The sequence below is a fragment of the Pseudomonas sp. GB2N2 genome, from assembly GCF_054897705.1.
Genome location: NZ_CM142701.1, coordinates 5,326,163 through 5,346,239, shown reverse-complemented (window position 1 = coordinate 5,346,239; position 20,077 = coordinate 5,326,163). Strand labels below are relative to the sequence as shown.

The following is a 20,077-nucleotide window of genomic DNA, read 5'->3' as shown; positions in this document are numbered from 1 at the left end:
AAAACCGTACCATTTGCGGCCCCTCCTGAGTGATGACGTGTGACGCACCACGACGCAGTACACTCGGACGGTCTCGCCCGCTACAACGCCCCTGGGCCGCGGGATTCCCGTTGATTACCCCAGAGCCCCACCCCATGCCCTTGCTCGAAACACCGTTCGCCCGACTCGACCTTATCCGCCAGCCAGAACAGCAGGACGAACCACTGCAGGCGTTTGATGCCGCCGACGAATACCTGCTCAACCATCTGGCCGAACAACTCCCGCCCGTGGATACCCGCGTTTTGGTGCTCAACGACAGCTTTGGTGCGTTGGCTGCCAGCCTGGTGGGCAACGTTCAAGTCACCAGCAGCGGCGACTCGTTCCTGGCCTTTCAGGGATTGGAAAAAAATCTGATCCGCAACGGCAAGGCATTTGATGCAGTGCCCAGCGTTCCGGCCAGCGAGGCGTTTACCGGCCCATTTGACCGGGTGCTGATCCGGGTACCCAAAACCCTGGCATTGCTGGAAGAACAACTGATTCGCCTGCAAAACCAACTGGCACCCGGCGCCCATGTGATCGCCGGCGCCATGATCAAACATCTGCCACGAGCCGCCGGGGATTTGCTGGAACGCTACATCGGCCCGGTGCAGGCGTCGTTGGCGGTGAAGAAGGCTCGGCTGTTGATTGCTACGGCTGAAGCCAAGGCACCGGCTGTTTCGCCCTATCCGACCCGCTATCGTCTCGACGCGCCGTCCATCGAATTGCTCAACCACGCCAACGTGTTTTGCCGCGAAGGTCTGGATATCGGCACGCGGGCGTTTCTCCCGCACTTGCCGAAAAACCTAGGCGCGGGACGGGTTGCCGACCTCGGTTGCGGCAACGGTGTGCTGGCCATCGCCAGTGCCCTGCAGAATCCGCAAGCGCACTACACGCTGGTGGACGAATCATTCATGGCGGTGCAATCGGCAGCCGAAAACTGGCGCGCCGCGCTGGGTGACCGCGAGGTGATCGTGCGTGCCGGCGACGGCTTGGCCGGGCAGGAAGCGCAATCATTAGATGTGGTGCTATGCAACCCGCCGTTTCACCAACAGCAAGTGGTGGGCGACTTTCTCGCCTGGCGGATGTTCCAGCAAGCGCGGGAAGCGCTGGTGGTGGGCGGTGCGCTGTACATCGTCGGCAATCGCCACTTGGGTTATCACAGCAAGCTCGCGCGACTGTTCCGTGGCGTTGAGCAAGTGGCGGCCACACCCAAGTTCGTGATCCTCAAGGCCCGCAAGTAATTCCAGACAAAAAAACCCTCCAGCGCTGGAGGGTTGTCAATCCGTGCCGCAAGGCAGCGGGCTGGGAGCGTATAAGTTTCAGTGGGTCGAGAGGCCTGCGGCATTCATAAACATGCGCATCAGGCTCGCGACGATGAACAGCGCCGCCACGCTGCCCACCCAGATCATTGCCAGCCAGCCGAGCCGCTGCCACAGCGGTTTTTTTTCGGCGGCCTGGATTTCTTCCAAGGTGTGTTTACCAGCCATCATCGTTATCTCCTCTGAAATGGCGCAGGTATCAGCCCGCGCCATTGCCGCATGCGCTAGTGATATCCATCTTCATGGGTGACCTTGCCGCGGAACACGTAGTAGCTCCAGAAGGTGTAACCCAGGATGAACGGGATGATGAATAACGTGCCGACCAGCATGAAGCCCTGGCTTTGCGGCGGTGCGGCGGCGTCCCAGATCGAGATTGACGGCGGCACGATGTTCGGCCACAGGCTGATGCCCAGGCCGCTGTACCCGAGGAAGATCAGCACCAGGGTCAGCAGGAACGGTGTGTAATGCGCGTTGCGTGCCACCGCGCGCATCAGGCCGTACATGGTCACCAGCACCAGGATCGGCACCGGCAGGAACCAGAACAGGTTCGGCAGGGTGAACCAGCGCGCTGCGATCTCCGCATGCGCCAGCGGCGTCCAGATACTGACGATGCCGATCACCGCCAGCACCACGAAAGCCAATGGCCGCGCCAGATTGTGCATCTGCTCTTGCAACTTGCCTTCGGTTTTCATGATCAGCCAAGTGCAGCCGAGCAATGCGTAAGCCACCACCAGCGCCAGGCCGCAGAACAGGGTGAACGGCGTCAGCCAGTCCAGTGAACCACCGGCAAACTGGCGGTTGACCACCGGCAGCCCATCGATGAAGGCCCCCAGCGCCACCCCCTGAAAGAAGGTCGCGGCGACCGAACCACCAATGAACGCCTTGTCCCACAGATGACGCTTGTCATCCTTGGCCTTGAAGCGGAACTCGAACGCCACACCGCGAAAGATCAGCCCGATCAACATGAAAATCAGCGGCAGGTACAGCGCCGACAGCACCACCGAATACGCCAACGGAAAGGCGCCGAACAACGCCGCACCGCCCAGTACCAGCCAGGTCTCATTCCCGTCCCAGACCGGCGCGACAGTGTTCATCATCACATCACGGTCGGTCTTGCCCGGGATGAACGGGAAAAGAATCCCGATTCCCAGGTCGAAACCGTCCATGACCACGTACATCATGATGCCGAAGATGATGATCACGGCCCAGATCAGCGGAAGATCAATACCCATGACTCATATCTCCTTGGTCAGGCTGGGACGGTGGTCGCCCTCGGCGTCATCATCGTCAGCCGCGGACAGCGGCCGTGCCGGCGTGCGTTTTTTGCCAGGGCCACCTTCGTTGGTTTCCTTGCCTTCATCGATCTGCGGGCCTTTGCGCACCAGCCGCATCATGTAGCCCAGACCGGTGCCGAACAGCGCGAAATACACCACGACAAACAGGATCAGGGTGATGCTCATCTGAACAAAGCTGTGGTTGGAGGACGCATCCGCCGTACGCATCAGGCCGTAAACAACCCACGGTTGACGGCCGATCTCAGTGGTAAACCAACCGGCGAGAATCGCGATCAGGCCGGACGGGCCCATCCACAACGCCAGGTACAGGAACGGCCGCGAGGTATACAGCCTGTCGCGTTTACGCAGCCACAGGCTCCACAGCCCGGTGAAGATCATAAGGAAGCCGAGGCCGACCATGATCCGGAACGACCAGAACACGATGGTCGAATTGGGTCGATCTTCCGGCGGGAAGTCCTTGAGTGCCGGCACCTGTTTGTCCAGCGAGTGCGTCAGAATCAGGCTGCCCAGATAGGGAATTTCGACGGCGAATTTGGTTTTCTCGGCTTTCATGTCCGGCCAGCCGAACAGGATCAGCGGCGTCGGTTCATCACCGACGTTTTCCCAGTGGCCTTCGATGGCGGCAATTTTCGCCGGTTGATGCTCCAGGGTATTCAGCCCGTGGAAGTCACCGATGACCGCCTGGATCGGCGCCACGATCAAGGCCATCCACATGGCCATCGACAGCATGGTGCGGATCGCCGGGTTGTCTTTGCCCCGCAGCAAATGCCAGGCCGCCGAGGAACCGACGAAGAACGCCGTCGCGACAAATGCCGCTGTCGCCATGTGCGCCAGGCGATACGGGAACGACGGGTTGAAGATCACCGCAAACCAATCGGTCGGAATAACCTGGCCGTTGATGATTTCGAAGCCCTGCGGGGTTTGCATCCAGCTGTTGGAGGCGAGAATCCAGAACGTAGAGATCAGCGTGCCGACGGCGACCATGATCGTGGCGAAGAAGTGCAGGTTGCGTCCGACCTTGTTCCAGCCAAACAGCATGACCCCCAGAAAACCGGCTTCGAGAAAGAACGCGGTCAGCACTTCGTAGGTCAGCAACGGCCCGGTCACGGAACCGGCAAAGTCCGAGAAACGGCTCCAGTTGGTGCCGAACTGATAGGCCATTACTAACCCGGAGACCACGCCCATGCCGAAGTTGACGGCAAAGATCTTCGACCAAAAGTGATACAGATCGCGGTAGGTATCGTTGTTGGTTTTAAGCCACAAGCCTTCGAGCACCGCCAGGTAGCTCGCCAGGCCAATGGTGATGGCCGGGAACAGGATGTGGAACGAAATGGTGAACGCAAACTGAATTCGGGCGAGTTCAAGCGCCTCCAAACCGAACATAAGTCTTCCTCTGTCAGGTAATACCGGCTGAAGGCTTGAGCCTGCACCCACTGCCCCCACGGATATGGAGTGTGGCGAATTTGGATTCGTTCTTTTTATACCAACATCACACGTAGGGAATCTGGCCATCTGGCCACCGGATCAATTCCCGCAGGGTTTTGATCTGGATCAAGCATGGGTAAAAGAGTAGTCCTGTTTTTGACGCTGGACGGTGTGGTCTTTTGCCGCGTGACAGGTTGCCTCATAGGCCTCGAGATCCGTCGCAACATTTTCACCTGTGGGAGCGGGCTTGCTCGCGAAGGCGGTCTGTCAGCCAGCATCTATGTTGAATATCAAACCGCATTCGCGAGCAAGTCCGCTCCCACCAATGTTTTAAGGGTTTGCGGAATCGGTGTTTAGCTAACTATATTACCCTGGCTGCAACTTCCGGTTACAGGTTGGTGATAATCTCGCGCTTCCCCTCGCTCAAGATCCGCCTCAGATGCCCAGCCAAGCGCCCTTGCTGTTACGTCATCATCGCCCTTTCATCGCGTTCTGGCTGGCTCGGGTATTCACCGCCAGTGGTTTTCAGATGCTTACCGTGGCCATCGGCTGGAACCTGTATCAACTGACCGGCAACGTGCTGGACCTGGGTTTGGTGGGGCTGGTGGAATTTGCCCCGCGGGTGCTGTTCATGCTGCACACCGGGCACGTCGCCGACCGCTATGACCGGCGCAAGGTCGCGGCCATCTGCCAGTCGCTGCAAGCCTTGATCGCGTTGACCCTGGCGATAGGCGGCGCCACTGGCCATGTCACCCGGGAAATGATCTTCATCCTCGCGTTCCTGCTCGGGGCCGCGCGCTCGTTCGAGATGCCAACCACCCAGGCATTGCTGCCCAGTATCGTGCCCACGGCGCTGTTCCCACGTGCCGTCGCCGCCGCACAGTCGGCACAACAATCGGCAACCATCGTCGCCCCGGCGCTCGGCGGCTTGCTGTATGCCTTCGGCAGCGTCTGGGTGTACGGGCCAACGGTAATCCTCTACGTAATCGCCTGCGCCTTGATGCTCAACCTGCCCGCTCGGCAAACACCGCTGAACAAAGGCAAGGCGACTTTGGATTCGCTGCTCGCAGGCATCCGCTTCATTCGCAGCCGTCCGGACATTCTCGGCGCCATTTCGCTGGATTTGTTTGCCGTTTTGCTCGGCGGCGCGACGGCGTTGCTGCCGGTGTTTGCCAAGGACATTCTGCTGACCGGACCGTGGGGGCTGGGCCTGTTGCGCTCGGCTCCGGCCGTCGGTGCGTTGCTGATGTCGCTTTGGCTGGCGCGGTTTTCCGTGGACCGCAAGGTCGGTGGAGTCATGTTCACCGCGGTCGGTGTGTTCGGCGTCGCGACTATAGCGTTCGGCCTGTCGACCTCGTTCTGGTTCTCCCTGGCCGTGCTGGTGGTGCTGGGCGCGGCTGACATGATTAGCATGGTAATCCGCGCGTCCTTCGTACAACTGGAAACACCGGATGAGATGCGCGGAAGGGTCAGTGCTGTAAACGGCCTGTTCATCGGTGCCTCGAACCAGCTGGGCGAGTTCGAGTCCGGCCTCACTGCCCACTGGTTCGGCACCGTGCCGGCGGTGGTCATGGGCGGCATCGGCACGCTGGTGGTGACCGGGGTCTGGATCAAACTGTTCCCGACCCTGGCCAACCGCGACCGCATGCATGTGCCGGCGGAAGACGTGAAGGTTTAAAGGAGCTTGTCGAGGGTGATGGGAAAGTCCCGCACCCTTGTGCCGGTCGCGTGATAGATCGCATTCGCCACCGCTGCCGCCACCCCGACGATACCGATCTCGCCGACGCCCTTGGAGCCAAGAGCATTGACGATGTCGTCGTGTTCTTCGACGAACAGCACGTCAATGTCGCCGATGTCGGCGTTTACCGGAATATGGTATTCGGCCAGGCTGTGGTTCATGTGCCGCCCCAATGCATGGTCGGTTTGCGTTTCCTCATGCAATGCCATGCCAATGCCCCACACCACGCCACCGAGAATCTGGCTGCGGGCCATTTTCGGATTGACCACCCGACCCGCCGCGATGGCGCTGACCACACGACTGACTTGCACCGTGCCCAGCGCCTCATCGACCAGAACCTCCACGAACACCGCCGAATGCGTCGCGGTGGCATAGGCATCACGCTTTTTGTCTGGCTCGGCGTCCACTTGAACTTCAACGACCCCATCACCACTGGCTCGGGCCAGATCGGCGAGGGATATCCGTTCGTCACCGAATGACAGCTGCCCGTCCTCGAAAATCGCCTGCTGCGACGTCACATCACTGAAGGCCGGAAAAGTCTGCCGCGCCAGTGCCAGCAACTTCTCCTGTAACGCTTCGCAGGCTTGCTGTACGGCGGTGCCCACAGATGAAACCGTGAACGATCCACCCTGCAACGGCGCGGTCGGCAAAGAAGAATCGCCGAGGACAAAGGTGACATCCTTCAAGGAAACGCCTGACGCCTGCGCAGCAATCTGCGTCATCACGGTGTAGGTACCTGTGCCGATGTCCGTCGTCGCACTGCTGACTGTCAGTTTGCCTTGATGATCGAGCGTGGCTTTGGCACTGGCCTTCATTTGCAAAGCCTCCCAGACACCACCCGCCATGCCCCAACCCACCAATTGCCGGCCCTGGCGCATGCTGCGCGGCTCAGGATTGCGCTGATCCCAGCCAAAACGCTTGGCGCCCTGGGCGTAACATTCGCGCAGTTCCTTACTGGAGTAGGGTTTATCCTCGTTCTGATTGCGCTCGCTGTAATTAACCAAACGCAACTGCACCGGATCGATCGCCAACGCGCAGGCCAGTTCATCCATCGCGCATTCGAGGCCGATCAAGCCAAGCGCCGCGCCCGGCGCACGCATGTCCAGGGGCGTGAAGACATCCAGAGGAACCAGTTTGTAGGTCAACTGCACGTTGTTGCAGTGATAGAGCATGCCGCTCCACTCCACCACATGTTCGGTGAACTCCTCGAAACGCGAGGTTTGCCCGATGGCCGTGTGCGCGACCGCGAGCAAGCGTCCATTGGCTGCCGCGCCCAATTGCAGGCGTTGCAAGGTGCGCGGGCGATAGCCGAACGTGAACATCTGCTGACGGGTCAACGTGACCCGAACCGAGCGCTTGAGCTGCAGCGCTGCCATCACCGCCAAGGGCATTTGATATTGCGGACGCAATCCCGAGCCAAATGCACCGCCGACATAAGCGGCGAAAATCCTGACCTGCTCTTTCTCAAGCCCGAAGACCTTTTGCACGTAGGACTGGCAGTTCTGCGGGCCTTGGGTTTTATCGTGGATGTGCAGGCTGCCATCGGCCTGATACAGCACGGTGCTGGCGTGGGGCTCCATCGGGTTGTGATGTTCGATCGGGGTGCTGTAATTCAGGTCCAGACTGATGGCCGCGCCGGCAAACTCGGTCTGAAAATTCCCACGGGGTTTGGGCAGCTCGGCCGGTGCTGAATGAGCCTCATCCTGCAGGCTTAGCAGATCGGTCTGATGACGCTCTGTTTCGTACTCAATAGTGACCAACGAACCTGCATGACGCGCCAACTCAAGGTTATCGGCGACAACCAGCGCCAGCGGCTGCCCACTGTAAAGCACGCGGTCGTTGTACAGCGGACGGAAAGGCGAACCCTTGGCCGAGTCCGCGTCTTCGTAATCTTTGTCATAGCTGGCGATTTTCGGGCGGTTGCTGTGATCGATGACAGCAATCACTCCGGGCAACGCCAATGCTTTCGACGCATCAATGCTGACGACCCGTCCGCAGGCGATAGTGCTGGATACGACGCTGCCGTACAACAAGCCATCTTCGGCAAACTCCCCCGCATAACGAGCCTGACCGGTCACCTTCAAATGACCGTCAACCCGGTCCAGCGGTTGGCCAATGGCTGGGGTGAATGTGTTCATGAGGTTTGCCCTCCCTGCGCGGCATCGCTCAGGGCGCGGATGATGGCCCGACGCGCCAGTTGCACTTTAAAAGCGTTGTGTTCGAGCGGTTCGGCGTTTTGCAGCAAGGCATCGGCGGCGGCGCTGAATGTTTCGAGGCTGGGTGTTTTTCCCGCCAGCGAAGCCTCGATCGCCTTGTCGCGCCAGGGTTTGTGCGCGACACCACCCAGAGCAAGACGCGCTTCACGGATGATCGGCCCGCTCATGTCGAGCGCAGCCGCGACAGAAATTAAAGCGAACGCATAGGAAGCACGATCCCGAATCTTAAGATAGTGGCTGTGTGCGCGAAAACCTGCGGAGGGCAATTCGACAGCCGTGATCAGTTCATCGTCGGCCAAGTGATTGTCGCGCTCCGGTGCATCGCCCGGTAGGCGATGGAACTCGTCGAAGGCAATGGTTCGCCCGCCATCGCGACCCTGCACATGAACCACCGCGTCAAGTGCTGCCAAAGCAACACACATGTCGGATGGATGGGTGGCGACGCACTGGGTACTCGCTCCAAGGATCGCGTGGATGCGGTTCAACCCCTCGCGCGCCGGGCAACCACTGCCGGGCTCGCGTTTGTTGCACGGCACGCTGGCGTCATAGAAGTAATAACAGCGCGTGCGTTGCAGCAGATTACCGCCGGTACTGGCCATGTTGCGCAGTTGCGGCGAAGCCCCGGCCAGAATCGCCTGGGACAATAACGGATAACGCTGTTCGATCAGCGGGTGCCAGGCCAGATCGGCATTGCTGACCAGCGCGCCGATCAGCAGCCCGCCGCTGGCGGTTTCCGTGATTTCACGCAACGGCAACCCGGTAATGTCGATCAGGTGTTCCGGGCGGGAAATGTTTTCCTTCATTAAATCCAGCAGGTTCGTGCCGCCGGCGATGAAGCGCGATGCCGGCCCGGCGAGATGGACCGCGTCCTGCACGGAGTCTGGCTTGCTGTAATGAAAGGGGTTCATTGGCCATCTCCTTGCACGTTGCGTTGACGACAGGCCGGAAGTGCTTCTTGGATGGCATCACGGATATTGCTGTAGGCGCCACAGCGGCAGAGATTACCGCTCATCAGCTCCTTGATTTCCTCGGGGGTCTGCGCGCGACCTTCATTGACCAGCCCAACCGCCGAACAAATCTGCCCCGGCGTGCAATAGCCGCACTGAAAGGCATCGTGTTTGATGAACGCCTGCTGCATCGGGTGAAGCTCGTCGCCGCTGGCCAATCCTTCAACTGTGATCAGCTCGGCGCCATCGCACATCACCGCCAACGTCAGGCAAGCATTCACTCGTTTGCCATTCAACAACACCGTACAGGCACCGCATTGCCCGTGGTCACAGCCTTTTTTGGTGCCGATCAGATCCAGCTGCTCTCGCAGCAGATCCAGCAATGTGGTCCAGGGCAAGACCTTCAACTGACGTTCCTGGCCATTGAGGGTCAGGCGTACCGGGTGACGGACGAAGGACGGCTGCGCCGCCTCGGAAAGGGTCGCGCTCATAAACACCTCACGGTTGGTCGTACATTCGCGGCGTTTTGGCAAACCGCCGTTATAAGGGGTACGACTTCTCGGAGGTGTGGGTGTTCAAGAAGAATGACCTGTGGCGAAAGCGCTAATCGCTTCGCCAAAACGCTACACCACCAACTCCCCCACCACCGCTGAACGAGTGGCTTTACCACAAAGCTGCTCCACCAGCGTCAGGGCAAACTCCAGCGCGCCTCCTGAACCTTGCGCGGTAATACAGTTGCCATCGACCACCACCGGTTGATCGACGAAGGTGCAACCCGACAGTTGATGGCTGACGGTCGGCAGGCAGGTCATGCGCCGCTGGCGCAAGACACCAAAGGCTTGCAGCGCCAAGGCCGGAGCTTCGGCGATGCCGGCGAACAGACGACCGGCCGCGGCCTGATCCTTGATCAATTGCTGCAAAGGCTGATGGGCGGACAGATGTTGCGCGCCGACCACTCCACCGGGCAGTGCGATCAGGTCGAACGGCTGGGCCAGAAGGTCCACCAGCATTGCATCGGCGGTTATTCGGGTGCCCCGCGCGCAGGTCAGCATGCGCCGCCCCTCGATGCTGGCCACCACCACTTCCACCTTGGCGCGGCGCAGCACATCGATCAACGTCACTGTTTGCAGGTCATCGATGCCCTCGGCGAGGGTAATCAGAGCTCTAAAGGTCATGGGCGCAGTCCGCAGGAAGATCTTTAAAGCGTAGTCAGCTTTCCCGGCTCTTGGCCAAGCGAGCCGTTACTTGATGTAAAGCTGGGTCGACATCGTGTTGCCCGGCGCGTTGATGGAGGTGTTGCTGAAGGTGAACGTGCCTCCCTGCTTGCCGGCCAGATCGAAGATATACAGATAGCCAACGGTTTTTCTCCCGACGGTGCAGTCGGTCAGGTTGCCATTATCGTAAGCACAGACCGGGGTCCGGGTGCCGTTGACCTCAAAACCGTCCAGCCCGACCTGTGCCGCGCGACCGTAGCCGACTTCCAGCACGTAGATCTTGATGCTTGGCCCACTGTGATCGCAGCGTGTCTGCTCCTGCGCTTCGCTGATATTTTCATAACCACAGGCGGGCGACTCGACCTTGAGCACCTTGACCTGGCTCAACGGCGCGGCCGAAGCAGCCAGCGCGGTTGGCGCTCCCAGCAACAAGGCAATCATTGTCCCGAACACGCTCAGCAGACGCTTTTTCATGCAATCCCCCCTCTCCCCTAAAACCAGCGCGCAGTATGGCGCACTTGGCTTTAACGCAAAACATCGACGACGTTCGCAGCCATAAGCAGCCACGGACCCACGCTGCTGGTATGATGCGCGGCTTTTTCCGACCCACAGAAAATTACAGGCGCCTGCAGAGGTCTGTGCTTTGCTGTTGAGGTCGATACATTCACGGCGCCGGGCGCGCCACGGGGAGCAGACATGCTGGAAAGGCTGTTTCAACTCAAGGCACACAACACCAACGTGCGGACCGAGATTCTTGCGGGCGTCACGACCTTCCTGGCCATGGCCTACATTCTGTTCGTCAATCCGAGCATTCTCGGAGAGACCGGCATGGACAAGGGCGCCGTATTCGTCGCGACCTGCCTGGCGGCCGCCATCGGTTCCACGGTAATGGGCCTGATCGCCAACTACCCGATCGCCCTCGCGCCGGGCATGGGCCTGAACGCCTTTTTTACCTACACCGTCGTCCTGCACATGGGTCATACCTGGCAAGTGGCGCTGGGAGCGGTATTCATTTCGGCGGTGCTGTTCTTCCTGCTGTCGATTTTTCGCATTCGGGAATGGATCATCAACAGCATCCCGCTGCCGCTGCGCTCGGCGATTGCCGCCGGTATCGGCCTGTTTCTGGCGCTGATCGCCCTGCACAACGCCGGCATCGTCGTCAGCAACCCGGCGACCATGGTGGGCCTTGGTGACCTGAAACAACCGGCACCGATCCTTGCGACCCTCGGCTTTGCCCTGATCGTTGCCCTTGAAGCGCTCGCCGTGCGCGGTGCGGTACTGATCGGGATTCTGGTGGTAACCGTTGCGTCGATCGCCCTCGGCTTCACCCCGTTCGGAGGCGTGATGTCGATGCCGCCCTCGCTGGCACCGACCTTCCTGCAACTGGACATCAAAGGCGCGCTGGACATCGGCCTGGTCAGCGTGATCTTCGCCTTCCTGTTCGTCGACCTGTTCGACAACTCCGGCACGCTGATTGGCGTCGCCAAGCGCGCCGGCTTGATGGGCAAGGACGGCCATATGCCGAAAATGGGACGCGCGCTGATCGCCGACAGCACCGCCGCCATGGCGGGTTCGCTGCTCGGTACCTCGACTACCACGAGCTACATCGAATCCGCAGCGGGCGTTAGCGCCGGTGGCCGCACCGGTCTGACAGCCGTCGTTGTTGCGATCCTGTTTCTGCTGGCACTGTTCTTTTCGCCACTGGCCGCCAGCGTTCCGGCATTTGCCACGGCACCTGCCCTGCTGTTCGTCGCGGTACTGATGACTTCAGGCCTGGCCGAAATAGACTGGGACGACATCACCGTTGCCGCACCGGTCGTGATCACCGCGCTGGCCATGCCGTTCACCTATTCCATCGCCAACGGCATCGCTTTCGGTTTCATTTCCTGGACCGCGATCAAACTGCTGTCCGGTCGTGGCCGTGAGCTGAACCCGGCGCTTGTGATTCTGTCGATTCTGTTTGTGATCAAGTTGGGTTGGTTCAACGCATGACTTTTGATTCCCAGGCTTACACTGTTCAGCTCGAAGACAAGGTCGCGCGCCTGCGTGACCTGCTGGCGCCGTTCGATGCGCCGGAACCGGCGGTGTTCGATTCGCCACTGAAACACTTCCGCCTGCGCGCCGAATTCCGCCTGTGGCGCGAGGGTGGCGAGCGTCACTACGCGATGTTTTCCCAGGAAGACAAACGCACGCCGATCCTGATCGAAGAGTTCCCGATTGCCAGCCTGCGCATCAATGAGTTGATGCCGCAGCTCAAGGCCGCGTGGAAAGCCAGCGCGGCTCTCAGCCACAAGCTGTTTCAGGTGGAGTTCCTCACCACACTGGCCGGCGATGCAATGATCACGCTGTGCTACCACCGTCCGCTGGACGAACACTGGCACGTGGCAGCGTCGAAGCTGGCGGCCGATTTGAACGTCAGCGTGATCGGCCGTTCGAAAGGCAAGCGCGAAGTGATCGGCCATGATTACGTGGTCGAGAAGCTGGAAGTCGGCGGCCGCGCGTTCAGTTACCGCCAGCCAGAAGGCGCGTTCACCCAGCCCAACGGCACGGTGAACCAGAAGATGCTCAACTGGGCATACGACGCCCTCGGCGATCGCCCGGACGATTTGCTCGAGCTGTATTGCGGCAACGGCAACTTCACCCTGCCGCTCGCGACCCGCGTCCGCAAAGTGCTAGCCACCGAGATCAGCAAGACTTCGGTCAACGCGGCGCTGAGCAACCTCAGCGAAAACGCGGTGGATAACGTCACACTGGTGCGTTTGTCCGCCGAAGAACTGACCGAAGCCTTGAACGAAGTTCGCCCCTTCCGTCGCCTGCACGGCATCGACCTCAAGCGCTACGAATTCGGTAGCGTCTTCGTCGACCCGCCCCGCGCCGGTATGGACCCGGACACCTGCGAGCTGACGCGGCGTTTCGATAACATCCTTTACATCTCCTGCAACCCGGAAACCCTGGCGGCGAACATCGCTCAGTTGCATGACACCCACCGCATTACTCAATGCGCGATGTTTGACCAATTCCCGTGGACCCACCACATGGAATCCGGGGTGTTGTTAACCCGACGTTGATTGCTGCCTGATACAGGAAAGCCGTCAGTACGACGGCTTTTTTGCGCGTGTTCAAACGGGGGTATCCGGCTTACGCGGCCGCCCGCCCTTGCGGCCATTGGCCCGGGCAGCCTCGGCCTTGGCAGCGCTGCTCTGGCGACCATTGCGCGTAGCAATGACCGAGGCGGCCATCTCCATCAACGGCTTGCTTGCCGAAATCATCCCGGCTATGGACACGTGCAGGTCCTTGCCCTCATGGCAGAGAGCGGTCCCGGAAAAGCCGACTTTCAGTTCGGCAAAATCCTCGACGTCGAAACCATCGAACTCCGGATAGTGCTGCACAGGCAACAGCACGCCACTGCCATCTAGGAAACTGACTGCAAGGCACGGGTCCACAAAGGACACGGCCGCAGCCTGAAAACCACCTTTGTGGCGCGCTTGCCCTCGCCGGATGGCCACTTCCAGCAGGGCGTCTGTCACTGGCCGATCGGCCAGGGTGCTTGCCTCTATCGTCTTCATAATTTGATCTCCACGCCCTCCGAAACGCCAAATAGCGCCAGCAAGGTCTTGTTCGTCTCGGGCTCATAGCAAGCCGAATAAATCATGTTGGTCGCACTGGCTATCCGCTTCACCCCTGCGACTTCACTGGTGCGCCAGTCCCATATCTGGTGCTCAAGGCACACCGTGTGCAGCTTTTCCCACCAGATCGTGCGCGCGCGACGCAAGTGGGCGGGTTGCCTGAGCGCATGACGCAAACCTTCCAGCACGGCTGCAGGTGGCCTGTTGGAATGAGGCACCACGTCCCACAGCTCGACACCGTTGTGCCAGAAGCAGAACTTGAAGCGTGCGCTCCAGGCTCCGGCTTCTACGTGTGCGTGCGGCGGGCAGTGTTCATCGCGCAGCATGATCACCATTGAAAGCCCTTTGTAGCTGAACAGTTTCATGCTAACCCATCCGTTAGGTTTATGAGTCCTGTGACTCGTCATTCCATTGAAAATCCGATAACTGGTGCAGTCCTTAACGCTGTCGTCTGAACTGCAGGCTAGCGCTCAAACGCGTTCCGGGCGCGGCGATTAGCGGCAAAAATGGTAAGCAATCCTTTCCGCTATTTGATAAACACTGCGTCAGGCCTATCCATTTGATCCCTGGTGTAATCAATCATGCAGCGAACATTCGACGATCTTCAGCTCGGCAGCATTGAGCTGTTTTGCCTCGCCGCCGAAGCTGGCAGTTTTACCGCCGCCGCGTTGGTGGCTGGCGTGACGCCAGCAGCGGTGAGCCGTTCGGTGTCGCGCATGGAGGAGCGCCTGGGCGTTCGATTGTTCGCACGCACAACCCGCAGCGTGAAACTGACCGACAGTGGCCGCCGCTATTACGAAGAATGCCGCCAGGCGCTGGCGCAATTGGTCGAAGCTCAGCGCGAAGTCATGGGCCAGCAGCAGGAGCCTTCCGGTACGTTGCGTATCAGCATTCCGACGACGTACGCGCATCATCGGATCCTGCCGTTACTGCCGGCGTTTCGGGAGCGTTTCCCGCAAGTGAAAGTCGAGTCGCACATCAGCAACCGCAACATCGATTTCGTCGGCGAAGGTTATGACCTCGCCATTCGTGTGCGGGCGATTCCGGATTCCGGACTGATTGCCCGACAGCTTGAGGACGCCGCGCTGGTGATGATTGCCAGCCAGGATTACCTGAAGCGCGCGGGCACGCCGCAGACATTGGACGACCTGAAAAAACACGAATGCATCCAATACGATTTGCCCAGCAGCGGTCGGCGGATTGCCTGGCTATTCAATGACGCCGGCGCGGAGCGCGAGATTCTCGCCGAGGGTGATCTCAGTTGTTCCGACGACGTTCTGGGCGGCGTGACCCTGGCCAAACACGGGGCGGGGTTATTCCAGACGTATCGCTTCATCGTCGAAAAAGAATTGGCCGATGGCTCGCTGGTGGAGATTCTCAAACCTTATGGCGGACGCTCGCGACCGTTCACATTGCTCTACCCGCAAAGTCGTCATGTGCCGCTACGGTTGAGGGCGTTTATTGATTTTATGGTCGAGCATTTGCCACGTTAATAGATCGCAGCCTTCGGCAGCGCCTACATTTGGGACGCGTGCTCCTGTAGGAGCTGCCGCAGGACGGGATATTTCAGGCCTGGAGGTAGCGCAAGACCGACTCGCAAATCATCTCCCGATGACGCTGCTTGATGCCTTCATCCGGCAGGTCGATCTGAAAAATCTCACCGAAGGTGTGGCGGTTCGACACGCGATAGAAGCAAAACGAGCTGATCAGCAGATGCACATCCAACGGCACAAGCCCAGACCGGAACACACCCTCTTCAGCCCCTCGCCGCAAAATCACGCCCAGAGAATCGAGAATGGTGTTGTTCATCGCCTTGATCGCGTCAGAACGCTTCACGTATTCCGCGTTGTGAATGTTCTCGATGCTGACGATGCGCACGAAATCGACGTTGCGATCATGGTGATCGAAAGTGAATTCCACCAGTCGCCGAATCGCGTCCACCGGCGCCAGTTCGGCCAGGTGCAGGCGGTTCTCGGTGCTGCGGATGTCGCCGTAAAGCTTCTCCAGCACTTCGATGTAAAGCTGTTCCTTACTGCCGAAGTAGTAATAGATCATGCGTTTTGAGGTATGAATACGATCGGCGATCGCATCGACACGAGCGCCGGAAAGGCCCTGTTGGACGAACTCGACAATGGCCTCTTGAAGAATGTTTTCGCGGGTCTTTTCCGGGTTGTTCTTACGACTCTTGCGAGGCTCGGCCAAAGGTTCGTCGGACGCTGCGGAGAGTTCTGAAATTGTCGTCATTGCGGGCTCGCGGCCATCACTGCACAGGGCGGCGATTATGAGCCGCACGGCACAGTGAAGGAAGCCGCGGGGCGGAGGTTTAACGCCGCGTTTACGAATTCGCTACAACTTGGCCTGGCGAATGGCGCCGCTGCGGGATTTGGCGAACGTCTACCTCCGGCTCTGCTGCCACGCCGCCGCCAACCCGCTGCAACAAATCACTGCGATCCCCACCACCGTGGTCAGCGTCGGGGTATGGGAAAACAGCAACCAGCCCAGCAACCCGGCAAAGACAATCTGGCAATAGCCGAACGGTGCCAGCAACGCCGGGGCGGCGTAGCGGAATGCCTGGGTCAGAAACAAATGCGCCGTCATCCCGCACGCACCCAGCGCCACCATCATCAAGCCATGCCCAAAGCTCGGCACTTGCCAGAAGAACGGCACCAACGCGCTCATCACCAGGGTGTTGCACAACCCGGCGAAGAAGTTGCTGGTGGTCGGGCTGTCGATGCTGCTGAGTTTGCGGGTGAGTAATTGATAGAAGCAGAAAAACAGCGCCGAGCAGAGCGGCAGCAATACCGCTGGCGTAAACAGATCGCCGCCGGGGTGGACGATGATCACCACACCGATAAATCCACATATCACCGCGATCCATTGGCCGCGCGTAACCCGCTCACCCAGCAGCGGCACCGACAGCGCGGTCACAAGCACCGGCGCGAGAAAGTTGACCGCCGTGGCTTCCGCCAACGGGATGTATTGCAAACCGGTGGTGAAAAACAGGCTGGTACCCAGCAGGCACAACGCCCGCAACAGTTGCAGCAGCGGTCGTTTGGTCCGTAGGACACGCAACCCCGATTGCGGCAGAAAAATCCCGGCCATCAACAAGGTGTGAACCACATAACGGGCCCAGACCACCATGACAATCGGATAGAACCCCGACAGGTATTTCGACAAGGCGTCGTGACTGGAAAAAAGGAACGTCGCTAAAACGATCAGCAGAATCCCTTTGAAGGGCTGGTTGACACCGGAGAGTGGGGTGCTGACGGTCATGGAGTTTCCTTTACGCCTTGCGGATTTGAATAAATCAGAACCTGGTTCCAGATAACGCTAATCACGCCTAGTTGAAGAATTCCGATGCCAGGCAGGCCGCAGACAGCTCTTCGGTAAATCTCAACAACATCGGTGCCAACTCATGCAGTCGTGCCCCTGGCATCCGCGCGCTGGGGCCGGCAATGCTCAACACACCGACCACTCGCCCATCGCTTGGGTGACGCACGACCGCCGCAATCGCTGACGTGCCCACCGCCGAACTCTCCTCAACCCAGGCATAACCTTGCTCACGCGCCAACCGCAGCCGTTCCAGCAGTTCGATGTTGGAACGCGGTGCGTTCGGCCCCAGATCTTTCGGCCGTTCGCCGCCCTGCCGCTCCACCAGCAACAACGCTTCGGCATCGCTCATGCACGCCAGCCACGCATGGCCCGATGCCGTGTAGAACAGCGGTGCGTCGCGGCCCATGTCCGGGTCGTAGCGCAGCCCCGAAGGGGCGCCCTGGGATTTGGCGATCCAGATCTGCCGTTCACCCTCGATGACACCCAGGCGCACCAGTTCACCGGTTTCATGGGCCAGACGATCAAGCACCGGCTGCACGATGTCCGTGCCGCTGTTCGCCAGATAACGAAAGCCCATAGCCACCAGTTTGGTCGACAAGTGATAGCGCAAGTTATCCGGATTTTGCAGCACATAACCCAAGCGAATCAGCTCGGCGAGCAAGCGGTGGGTCGCACTTTTGGGAATGTCGAGTTGTTCCGCCAGCGCCTTCATCGGCACGCCGCGAGGTTCATTGGTGAGGCTTTCCAGCACGCTGAAAACGCGTTCGATCTGACTGCCGGCCATGAAATGGAGATCCGCTAATGTTTTCCTGATTCTAAAATACATTCTCAGTAATGCAAATTTTGGAACTGAATACCGTCTGAACGATAAATATCCATCGTCAGACGGAATTCAATGAAGGATCAAGGTTCAATACAGGCAGTAATATTTTCTGCGTCTACAGACTGGTTCCGTAACGCCGGCCGTGCGAAAAAAGCCGGACGACTGGACTGGCGCCGCCCTCACTCACCAGCAACACTCATCAGCACAATTCATCAGCACCACCTGCCCCCAAGGACAATCAGAGGATTCCCACATGCTATGGAAAAAAGGCCGACGCAGTGACAATGTGGTCGATGCCCGTGGTGACGATGTCGGCGGCGGCGGGATGCGCTTCGGTGGTGGGAAAGGTCTGAGTCTGACGGCGATCATTCTGATTGTCGGAATCGGCTGGATCACTGGCCAGGACCCGATGCAGATCCTCGGCCAACTGACCGGTCAAGTGACCGAGCAATCGGCACCCGCCTCGACTCAAACCCGCAAGGCGCCACCGGCCAATGACGAAGGTGCCGAGTTCGTCCGTTCGATCCTCGGTGACACCGAGGACACCTGGGGTCAGATATTTCAGCAAGCCGGTCGACAGTACAAGAACCCGACCCTGGTGCTGTTCAGCAACCGGGTGAACTCGGCGTGCGGCTTGGCCACCTCGGCGACCGGCCCGTTCTATTGCCCGGCCGACCAGAAGGTCTATCTCGACATGGCGTTCTTCCAGGAGATGTCGCAACGCTTTTCCGCCGCCGGAGACTTCGCCCAGGCCTACGTGATCGCTCACGAAGTCGGACATCACGTTCAGACGTTGCTCGGTGTCTCGGCGAAAATTCAGGCCGCCCGCCAGCAAGGCCGGCAAATGGAAGGCGATGGTGGTTTACTGGTGCGTCAGGAGTTGCAAGCGGATTGCCTGGCCGGTGTCTGGGCCAACAATGCGCAAAAACGTCTGAACTGGCTGGAACCGGGTGATATCGAGGAAGCTCTGAATGCTGCCAACGCCATCGGCGACGACCGCTTGCAACAGCAAGGACAGGGTCGCGTGGTGCCGGACTCGTTTACCCATGGTACGTCGGCGCAAAGGGTGCGCTGGTTTAAAACCGGATTTGCGCAAGGCCAGGTGGGCCAGTGCGATACCTTTGCGGCGAAAAATCTGTAGATGAATAAGTGGCTGTTGCTGGTGTTGTTGACCTGTGCAAGTACTCAGGCGTCCGAACATGGCGTGAAGGAAATCAGCCCCGGCCGGCTGTTGTTGAAAGAAGGTGAGATGGCCGTGGGCATAGGTCCCGCGCCGGCGAAAATAGAGCGGGTGCTGATTATCATCCATGGTCGATTGCGCAACTCCGAAACGTACCGGCGAAGCGCGGAAAAGGCTGCTCAACAAGCAGGGCAAAGCTCAAGCACGCTGGTGATCGCCCCGCAGTTCCTCAACGAAACCGACGTTGCCCGGCATCCCGTGGCAGATACGGTTTTGCGCTGGCAGGGCAATGACTGGATGGGAGGCGGCTTATCCACCGCGCCGTTTGCGTTGAGCGCCTACGCGGCGCTCGACCAAATCATCGCCCGGCTCGGCGATCGTCGACAGTTCCCCGATGTGAAGGACGTCGTCATCGCCGGCCACTCGGGGGGTGCCCAAGTGGTTCAGCGCTATGCGTTGTTGAATCATGAGCAACCGGAACTCAAGGCTGCTGGCGTGCATGTGCGTTATGTCATCGCCAACCCGTCTTCCTATGCGTATTTCGATGAACGGCGGCCGGTAGCGTTCAATCATGCCAAATGCGCCAACTTCAATCGCTGGAAGTACGGTCTGACCGATTTGCCGGCTTATGCCGAAGGACAAACGCCCGCGCAGTTGGAAGACAACTACGTCCAGCGTGACATCGTTTATCTGCTGGGGCAGCAGGACATCGACCCAAACCATCCGGCACTGGATAAAAGTTGCGAAGCCGAGGCGCAGGGCGCTTATCGCCTGGCCCGCGGACGCAATTATTTCGAGTATCTGAAACGCAGCCATCCGCAGGGGTTGAATCAACAACTGGTTGAAGTGCCCGGGGTCGGGCATAACGGCGACGCGATGTTCACGTCGCCGGAGGGGCAGAAGGTTTTGTTTGGGCAGTGAGTTTTGTGCTGCTTGATCTCAC

At 59.5% G+C, this 20,077-nt stretch carries 20 protein-coding genes; 7 read left to right on the top strand and 13 right to left on the bottom strand.

Annotated elements, in window-relative coordinates; all coding sequences use genetic code 11:
• Positions 1 to 134: 134 nt before the first annotated feature.
• On the top strand, positions 135 to 1,259 hold the full coding sequence (locus ACYZT4_RS24810) for a methyltransferase (RefSeq protein WP_461983525.1): 1,125 nt from the start codon (positions 135 to 137) through the stop codon (positions 1,257 to 1,259).
• Between the two features lie 78 nt (positions 1,260 to 1,337).
• Here ACYZT4_RS24810 and ACYZT4_RS24805 read toward each other — a convergent pair whose 3' ends face one another.
• Genes ACYZT4_RS24805 through ACYZT4_RS24795 form a run of 3 tightly spaced genes read right to left on the bottom strand, consistent with a single transcriptional unit; the run spans position 1,338 to position 4,015 of the window.
• Complete coding sequence (locus ACYZT4_RS24805) at positions 1,338 to 1,505, bottom strand: DUF2474 domain-containing protein (protein ID WP_461988790.1); 168 nt, start codon at positions 1,503 to 1,505, stop codon at positions 1,338 to 1,340.
• A 56-nt stretch (positions 1,506 to 1,561) separates the two neighbouring features.
• Positions 1,562 to 2,569: a cytochrome d ubiquinol oxidase subunit II gene (gene cydB, locus ACYZT4_RS24800; RefSeq protein WP_461983524.1), complete on the bottom strand. Its 1,008-nt coding sequence runs from the start codon at positions 2,567 to 2,569 to the stop codon at positions 1,562 to 1,564.
• 3 nt (positions 2,570 to 2,572) lie between these two features.
• Complete coding sequence (locus tag ACYZT4_RS24795) at positions 2,573 to 4,015, bottom strand: cytochrome ubiquinol oxidase subunit I (protein ID WP_461983522.1); 1,443 nt, start codon at positions 4,013 to 4,015, stop codon at positions 2,573 to 2,575.
• Positions 4,016 to 4,496: 481 nt separating this feature from the next.
• Between ACYZT4_RS24795 and ACYZT4_RS24790 the strand changes: the two genes are divergently transcribed.
• Positions 4,497 to 5,735: an MFS transporter gene (locus ACYZT4_RS24790; RefSeq protein ID WP_461983520.1), complete on the top strand. Its 1,239-nt coding sequence runs from the start codon at positions 4,497 to 4,499 to the stop codon at positions 5,733 to 5,735.
• Here ACYZT4_RS24790 and ACYZT4_RS24785 read toward each other — a convergent pair.
• The 5 genes from ACYZT4_RS24785 to ACYZT4_RS24765 form a co-directional block, all read right to left on the bottom strand.
• Positions 5,732 to 7,933 carry a xanthine dehydrogenase family protein molybdopterin-binding subunit gene (locus ACYZT4_RS24785; protein ID WP_461983518.1) on the bottom strand — a complete coding sequence of 734 codons (2,202 nt, stop codon included), beginning with the start codon at positions 7,931 to 7,933 and terminating at the stop codon, positions 5,732 to 5,734. The genes ACYZT4_RS24790 and ACYZT4_RS24785 overlap by 4 nt on opposite strands.
• Positions 7,930 to 8,919 carry an FAD binding domain-containing protein gene (locus ACYZT4_RS24780; protein WP_461983516.1) on the bottom strand — a complete coding sequence of 330 codons (990 nt, stop codon included), beginning with the start codon at positions 8,917 to 8,919 and terminating at the stop codon, positions 7,930 to 7,932. The genes ACYZT4_RS24785 and ACYZT4_RS24780 overlap by 4 nt, the downstream gene beginning before the upstream one ends.
• Positions 8,916 to 9,449, bottom strand: coding sequence for a (2Fe-2S)-binding protein (locus tag ACYZT4_RS24775; protein WP_461983514.1), 534 nt, complete (start codon positions 9,447 to 9,449; stop codon positions 8,916 to 8,918). The genes ACYZT4_RS24780 and ACYZT4_RS24775 overlap by 4 nt, the downstream gene beginning before the upstream one ends.
• A 132-nt stretch (positions 9,450 to 9,581) precedes the next feature.
• Positions 9,582 to 10,133 carry a DJ-1 family glyoxalase III gene (locus ACYZT4_RS24770; RefSeq protein ID WP_461983512.1) on the bottom strand — a complete coding sequence of 184 codons (552 nt, stop codon included), beginning with the start codon at positions 10,131 to 10,133 and terminating at the stop codon, positions 9,582 to 9,584.
• A gap of 66 nt (positions 10,134 to 10,199) precedes the next feature.
• On the bottom strand, positions 10,200 to 10,646 hold the full coding sequence (locus tag ACYZT4_RS24765; RefSeq protein ID WP_461983510.1) for a DUF4879 domain-containing protein: 447 nt from the start codon (positions 10,644 to 10,646) through the stop codon (positions 10,200 to 10,202).
• Between the two features lie 222 nt (positions 10,647 to 10,868).
• On the opposite strand from ACYZT4_RS24765, the gene ACYZT4_RS24760 reads away from it, so the two are divergent.
• Both ACYZT4_RS24760 and trmA read left to right on the top strand, forming a co-directional pair.
• A complete protein-coding gene (locus ACYZT4_RS24760) occupies positions 10,869 to 12,164 on the top strand; it encodes an NCS2 family permease (protein ID WP_461983509.1) in 1,296 nt (431 codons plus the stop codon).
• Positions 12,161 to 13,240 carry a tRNA (uridine(54)-C5)-methyltransferase TrmA gene (gene trmA, locus ACYZT4_RS24755; protein WP_461983507.1) on the top strand — a complete coding sequence of 360 codons (1,080 nt, stop codon included), beginning with the start codon at positions 12,161 to 12,163 and terminating at the stop codon, positions 13,238 to 13,240. The genes ACYZT4_RS24760 and trmA overlap by 4 nt, the downstream gene beginning before the upstream one ends.
• Before the next feature lie 51 nt (positions 13,241 to 13,291).
• Here trmA and ACYZT4_RS24750 read toward each other — a convergent pair whose 3' ends face one another.
• Positions 13,292 to 13,738: a DUF2442 domain-containing protein gene (locus tag ACYZT4_RS24750; RefSeq protein ID WP_461983505.1), complete on the bottom strand. Its 447-nt coding sequence runs from the start codon at positions 13,736 to 13,738 to the stop codon at positions 13,292 to 13,294.
• Positions 13,735 to 14,163, bottom strand: coding sequence for a DUF4160 domain-containing protein (locus tag ACYZT4_RS24745; RefSeq protein WP_461983503.1), 429 nt, complete (start codon positions 14,161 to 14,163; stop codon positions 13,735 to 13,737). Before ACYZT4_RS24745 ends, ACYZT4_RS24750 begins: the two co-directional genes overlap by 4 nt.
• Before the next feature lie 216 nt (positions 14,164 to 14,379).
• Here ACYZT4_RS24745 and ACYZT4_RS24740 point away from each other — a divergent pair, with 216 nt between their 5' ends.
• The gene (locus tag ACYZT4_RS24740; RefSeq protein WP_461983501.1) at positions 14,380 to 15,291 is read left to right on the top strand and encodes a LysR family transcriptional regulator; all 912 of its coding nucleotides are present in this window, start codon (positions 14,380 to 14,382) and stop codon (positions 15,289 to 15,291) included.
• 73 nt (positions 15,292 to 15,364) lie between these two features.
• Here ACYZT4_RS24740 and ACYZT4_RS24735 read toward each other — a convergent pair whose 3' ends face one another.
• The 3 genes from ACYZT4_RS24735 to ACYZT4_RS24725 form a co-directional block, all read right to left on the bottom strand.
• Positions 15,365 to 16,042 carry a TetR/AcrR family transcriptional regulator gene (locus tag ACYZT4_RS24735; protein ID WP_461983499.1) on the bottom strand — a complete coding sequence of 226 codons (678 nt, stop codon included), beginning with the start codon at positions 16,040 to 16,042 and terminating at the stop codon, positions 15,365 to 15,367.
• Positions 16,043 to 16,192: 150 nt separating this feature from the next.
• Positions 16,193 to 17,071, bottom strand: coding sequence for a DMT family transporter (locus ACYZT4_RS24730; RefSeq protein ID WP_461983498.1), 879 nt, complete (start codon positions 17,069 to 17,071; stop codon positions 16,193 to 16,195).
• 67 nt (positions 17,072 to 17,138) lie between these two features.
• The gene (locus tag ACYZT4_RS24725; protein ID WP_461983496.1) at positions 17,139 to 17,915 is read right to left on the bottom strand and encodes an IclR family transcriptional regulator; all 777 of its coding nucleotides are present in this window, start codon (positions 17,913 to 17,915) and stop codon (positions 17,139 to 17,141) included.
• Positions 17,916 to 18,207: 292 nt separating this feature from the next.
• On the opposite strand from ACYZT4_RS24725, the gene ypfJ reads away from it, so the two are divergent.
• Together ypfJ and ACYZT4_RS24715 are read left to right on the top strand one after the other, a co-directional pair.
• Positions 18,208 to 19,095 (top strand): KPN_02809 family neutral zinc metallopeptidase, encoded by an 888-nt coding sequence (gene ypfJ, locus ACYZT4_RS24720; RefSeq protein WP_461983494.1) that lies wholly within the window; start codon positions 18,208 to 18,210, stop codon positions 19,093 to 19,095.
• Positions 19,096 to 20,055, top strand: a complete 960-nt coding sequence (locus ACYZT4_RS24715; protein WP_461983492.1) for an alpha/beta hydrolase — start codon at positions 19,096 to 19,098, stop codon at positions 20,053 to 20,055. It abuts the gene before it with no gap.
• The last annotated feature ends 22 nt before the right edge of the window (positions 20,056 to 20,077 follow it).

Bases quoted from the DNA above. Each gene is read 5' to 3' on its own strand.
- ACYZT4_RS24810 (WP_461983525.1), top strand. From the start codon at position 135: ATGCCCTTGCTCGAAACACCGTTCGCCCGACTCGACCTTATCCGCCAG.
- ACYZT4_RS24805 (WP_461988790.1), bottom strand. From the start codon at position 1,505: ATGGCTGGTAAACACACCTTGGAAGAAATCCAGGCCGCCGAAAAAAAA.
- cydB (WP_461983524.1), bottom strand. From the start codon at position 2,569: ATGGGTATTGATCTTCCGCTGATCTGGGCCGTGATCATCATCTTCGGC.
- ACYZT4_RS24795 (WP_461983522.1), bottom strand. From the start codon at position 4,015: ATGTTCGGTTTGGAGGCGCTTGAACTCGCCCGAATTCAGTTTGCGTTC.
- ACYZT4_RS24790 (WP_461983520.1), top strand. From the start codon at position 4,497: ATGCCCAGCCAAGCGCCCTTGCTGTTACGTCATCATCGCCCTTTCATC.
- ACYZT4_RS24785 (WP_461983518.1), bottom strand. From the start codon at position 7,933: ATGAACACATTCACCCCAGCCATTGGCCAACCGCTGGACCGGGTTGAC.
- ACYZT4_RS24780 (WP_461983516.1), bottom strand. From the start codon at position 8,919: ATGAACCCCTTTCATTACAGCAAGCCAGACTCCGTGCAGGACGCGGTC.
- ACYZT4_RS24775 (WP_461983514.1), bottom strand. From the start codon at position 9,449: ATGAGCGCGACCCTTTCCGAGGCGGCGCAGCCGTCCTTCGTCCGTCAC.
- ACYZT4_RS24770 (WP_461983512.1), bottom strand. From the start codon at position 10,133: ATGACCTTTAGAGCTCTGATTACCCTCGCCGAGGGCATCGATGACCTG.
- ACYZT4_RS24765 (WP_461983510.1), bottom strand. From the start codon at position 10,646: ATGAAAAAGCGTCTGCTGAGCGTGTTCGGGACAATGATTGCCTTGTTG.
- ACYZT4_RS24760 (WP_461983509.1), top strand. From the start codon at position 10,869: ATGCTGGAAAGGCTGTTTCAACTCAAGGCACACAACACCAACGTGCGG.
- trmA (WP_461983507.1), top strand. From the start codon at position 12,161: ATGACTTTTGATTCCCAGGCTTACACTGTTCAGCTCGAAGACAAGGTC.
- ACYZT4_RS24750 (WP_461983505.1), bottom strand. From the start codon at position 13,738: ATGAAGACGATAGAGGCAAGCACCCTGGCCGATCGGCCAGTGACAGAC.
- ACYZT4_RS24745 (WP_461983503.1), bottom strand. From the start codon at position 14,163: ATGAAACTGTTCAGCTACAAAGGGCTTTCAATGGTGATCATGCTGCGC.
- ACYZT4_RS24740 (WP_461983501.1), top strand. From the start codon at position 14,380: ATGCAGCGAACATTCGACGATCTTCAGCTCGGCAGCATTGAGCTGTTT.
- ACYZT4_RS24735 (WP_461983499.1), bottom strand. From the start codon at position 16,042: ATGACGACAATTTCAGAACTCTCCGCAGCGTCCGACGAACCTTTGGCC.
- ACYZT4_RS24730 (WP_461983498.1), bottom strand. From the start codon at position 17,071: ATGACCGTCAGCACCCCACTCTCCGGTGTCAACCAGCCCTTCAAAGGG.
- ACYZT4_RS24725 (WP_461983496.1), bottom strand. From the start codon at position 17,915: ATGGCCGGCAGTCAGATCGAACGCGTTTTCAGCGTGCTGGAAAGCCTC.
- ypfJ (WP_461983494.1), top strand. From the start codon at position 18,208: ATGCTATGGAAAAAAGGCCGACGCAGTGACAATGTGGTCGATGCCCGT.
- ACYZT4_RS24715 (WP_461983492.1), top strand. From the start codon at position 19,096: ATGAATAAGTGGCTGTTGCTGGTGTTGTTGACCTGTGCAAGTACTCAG.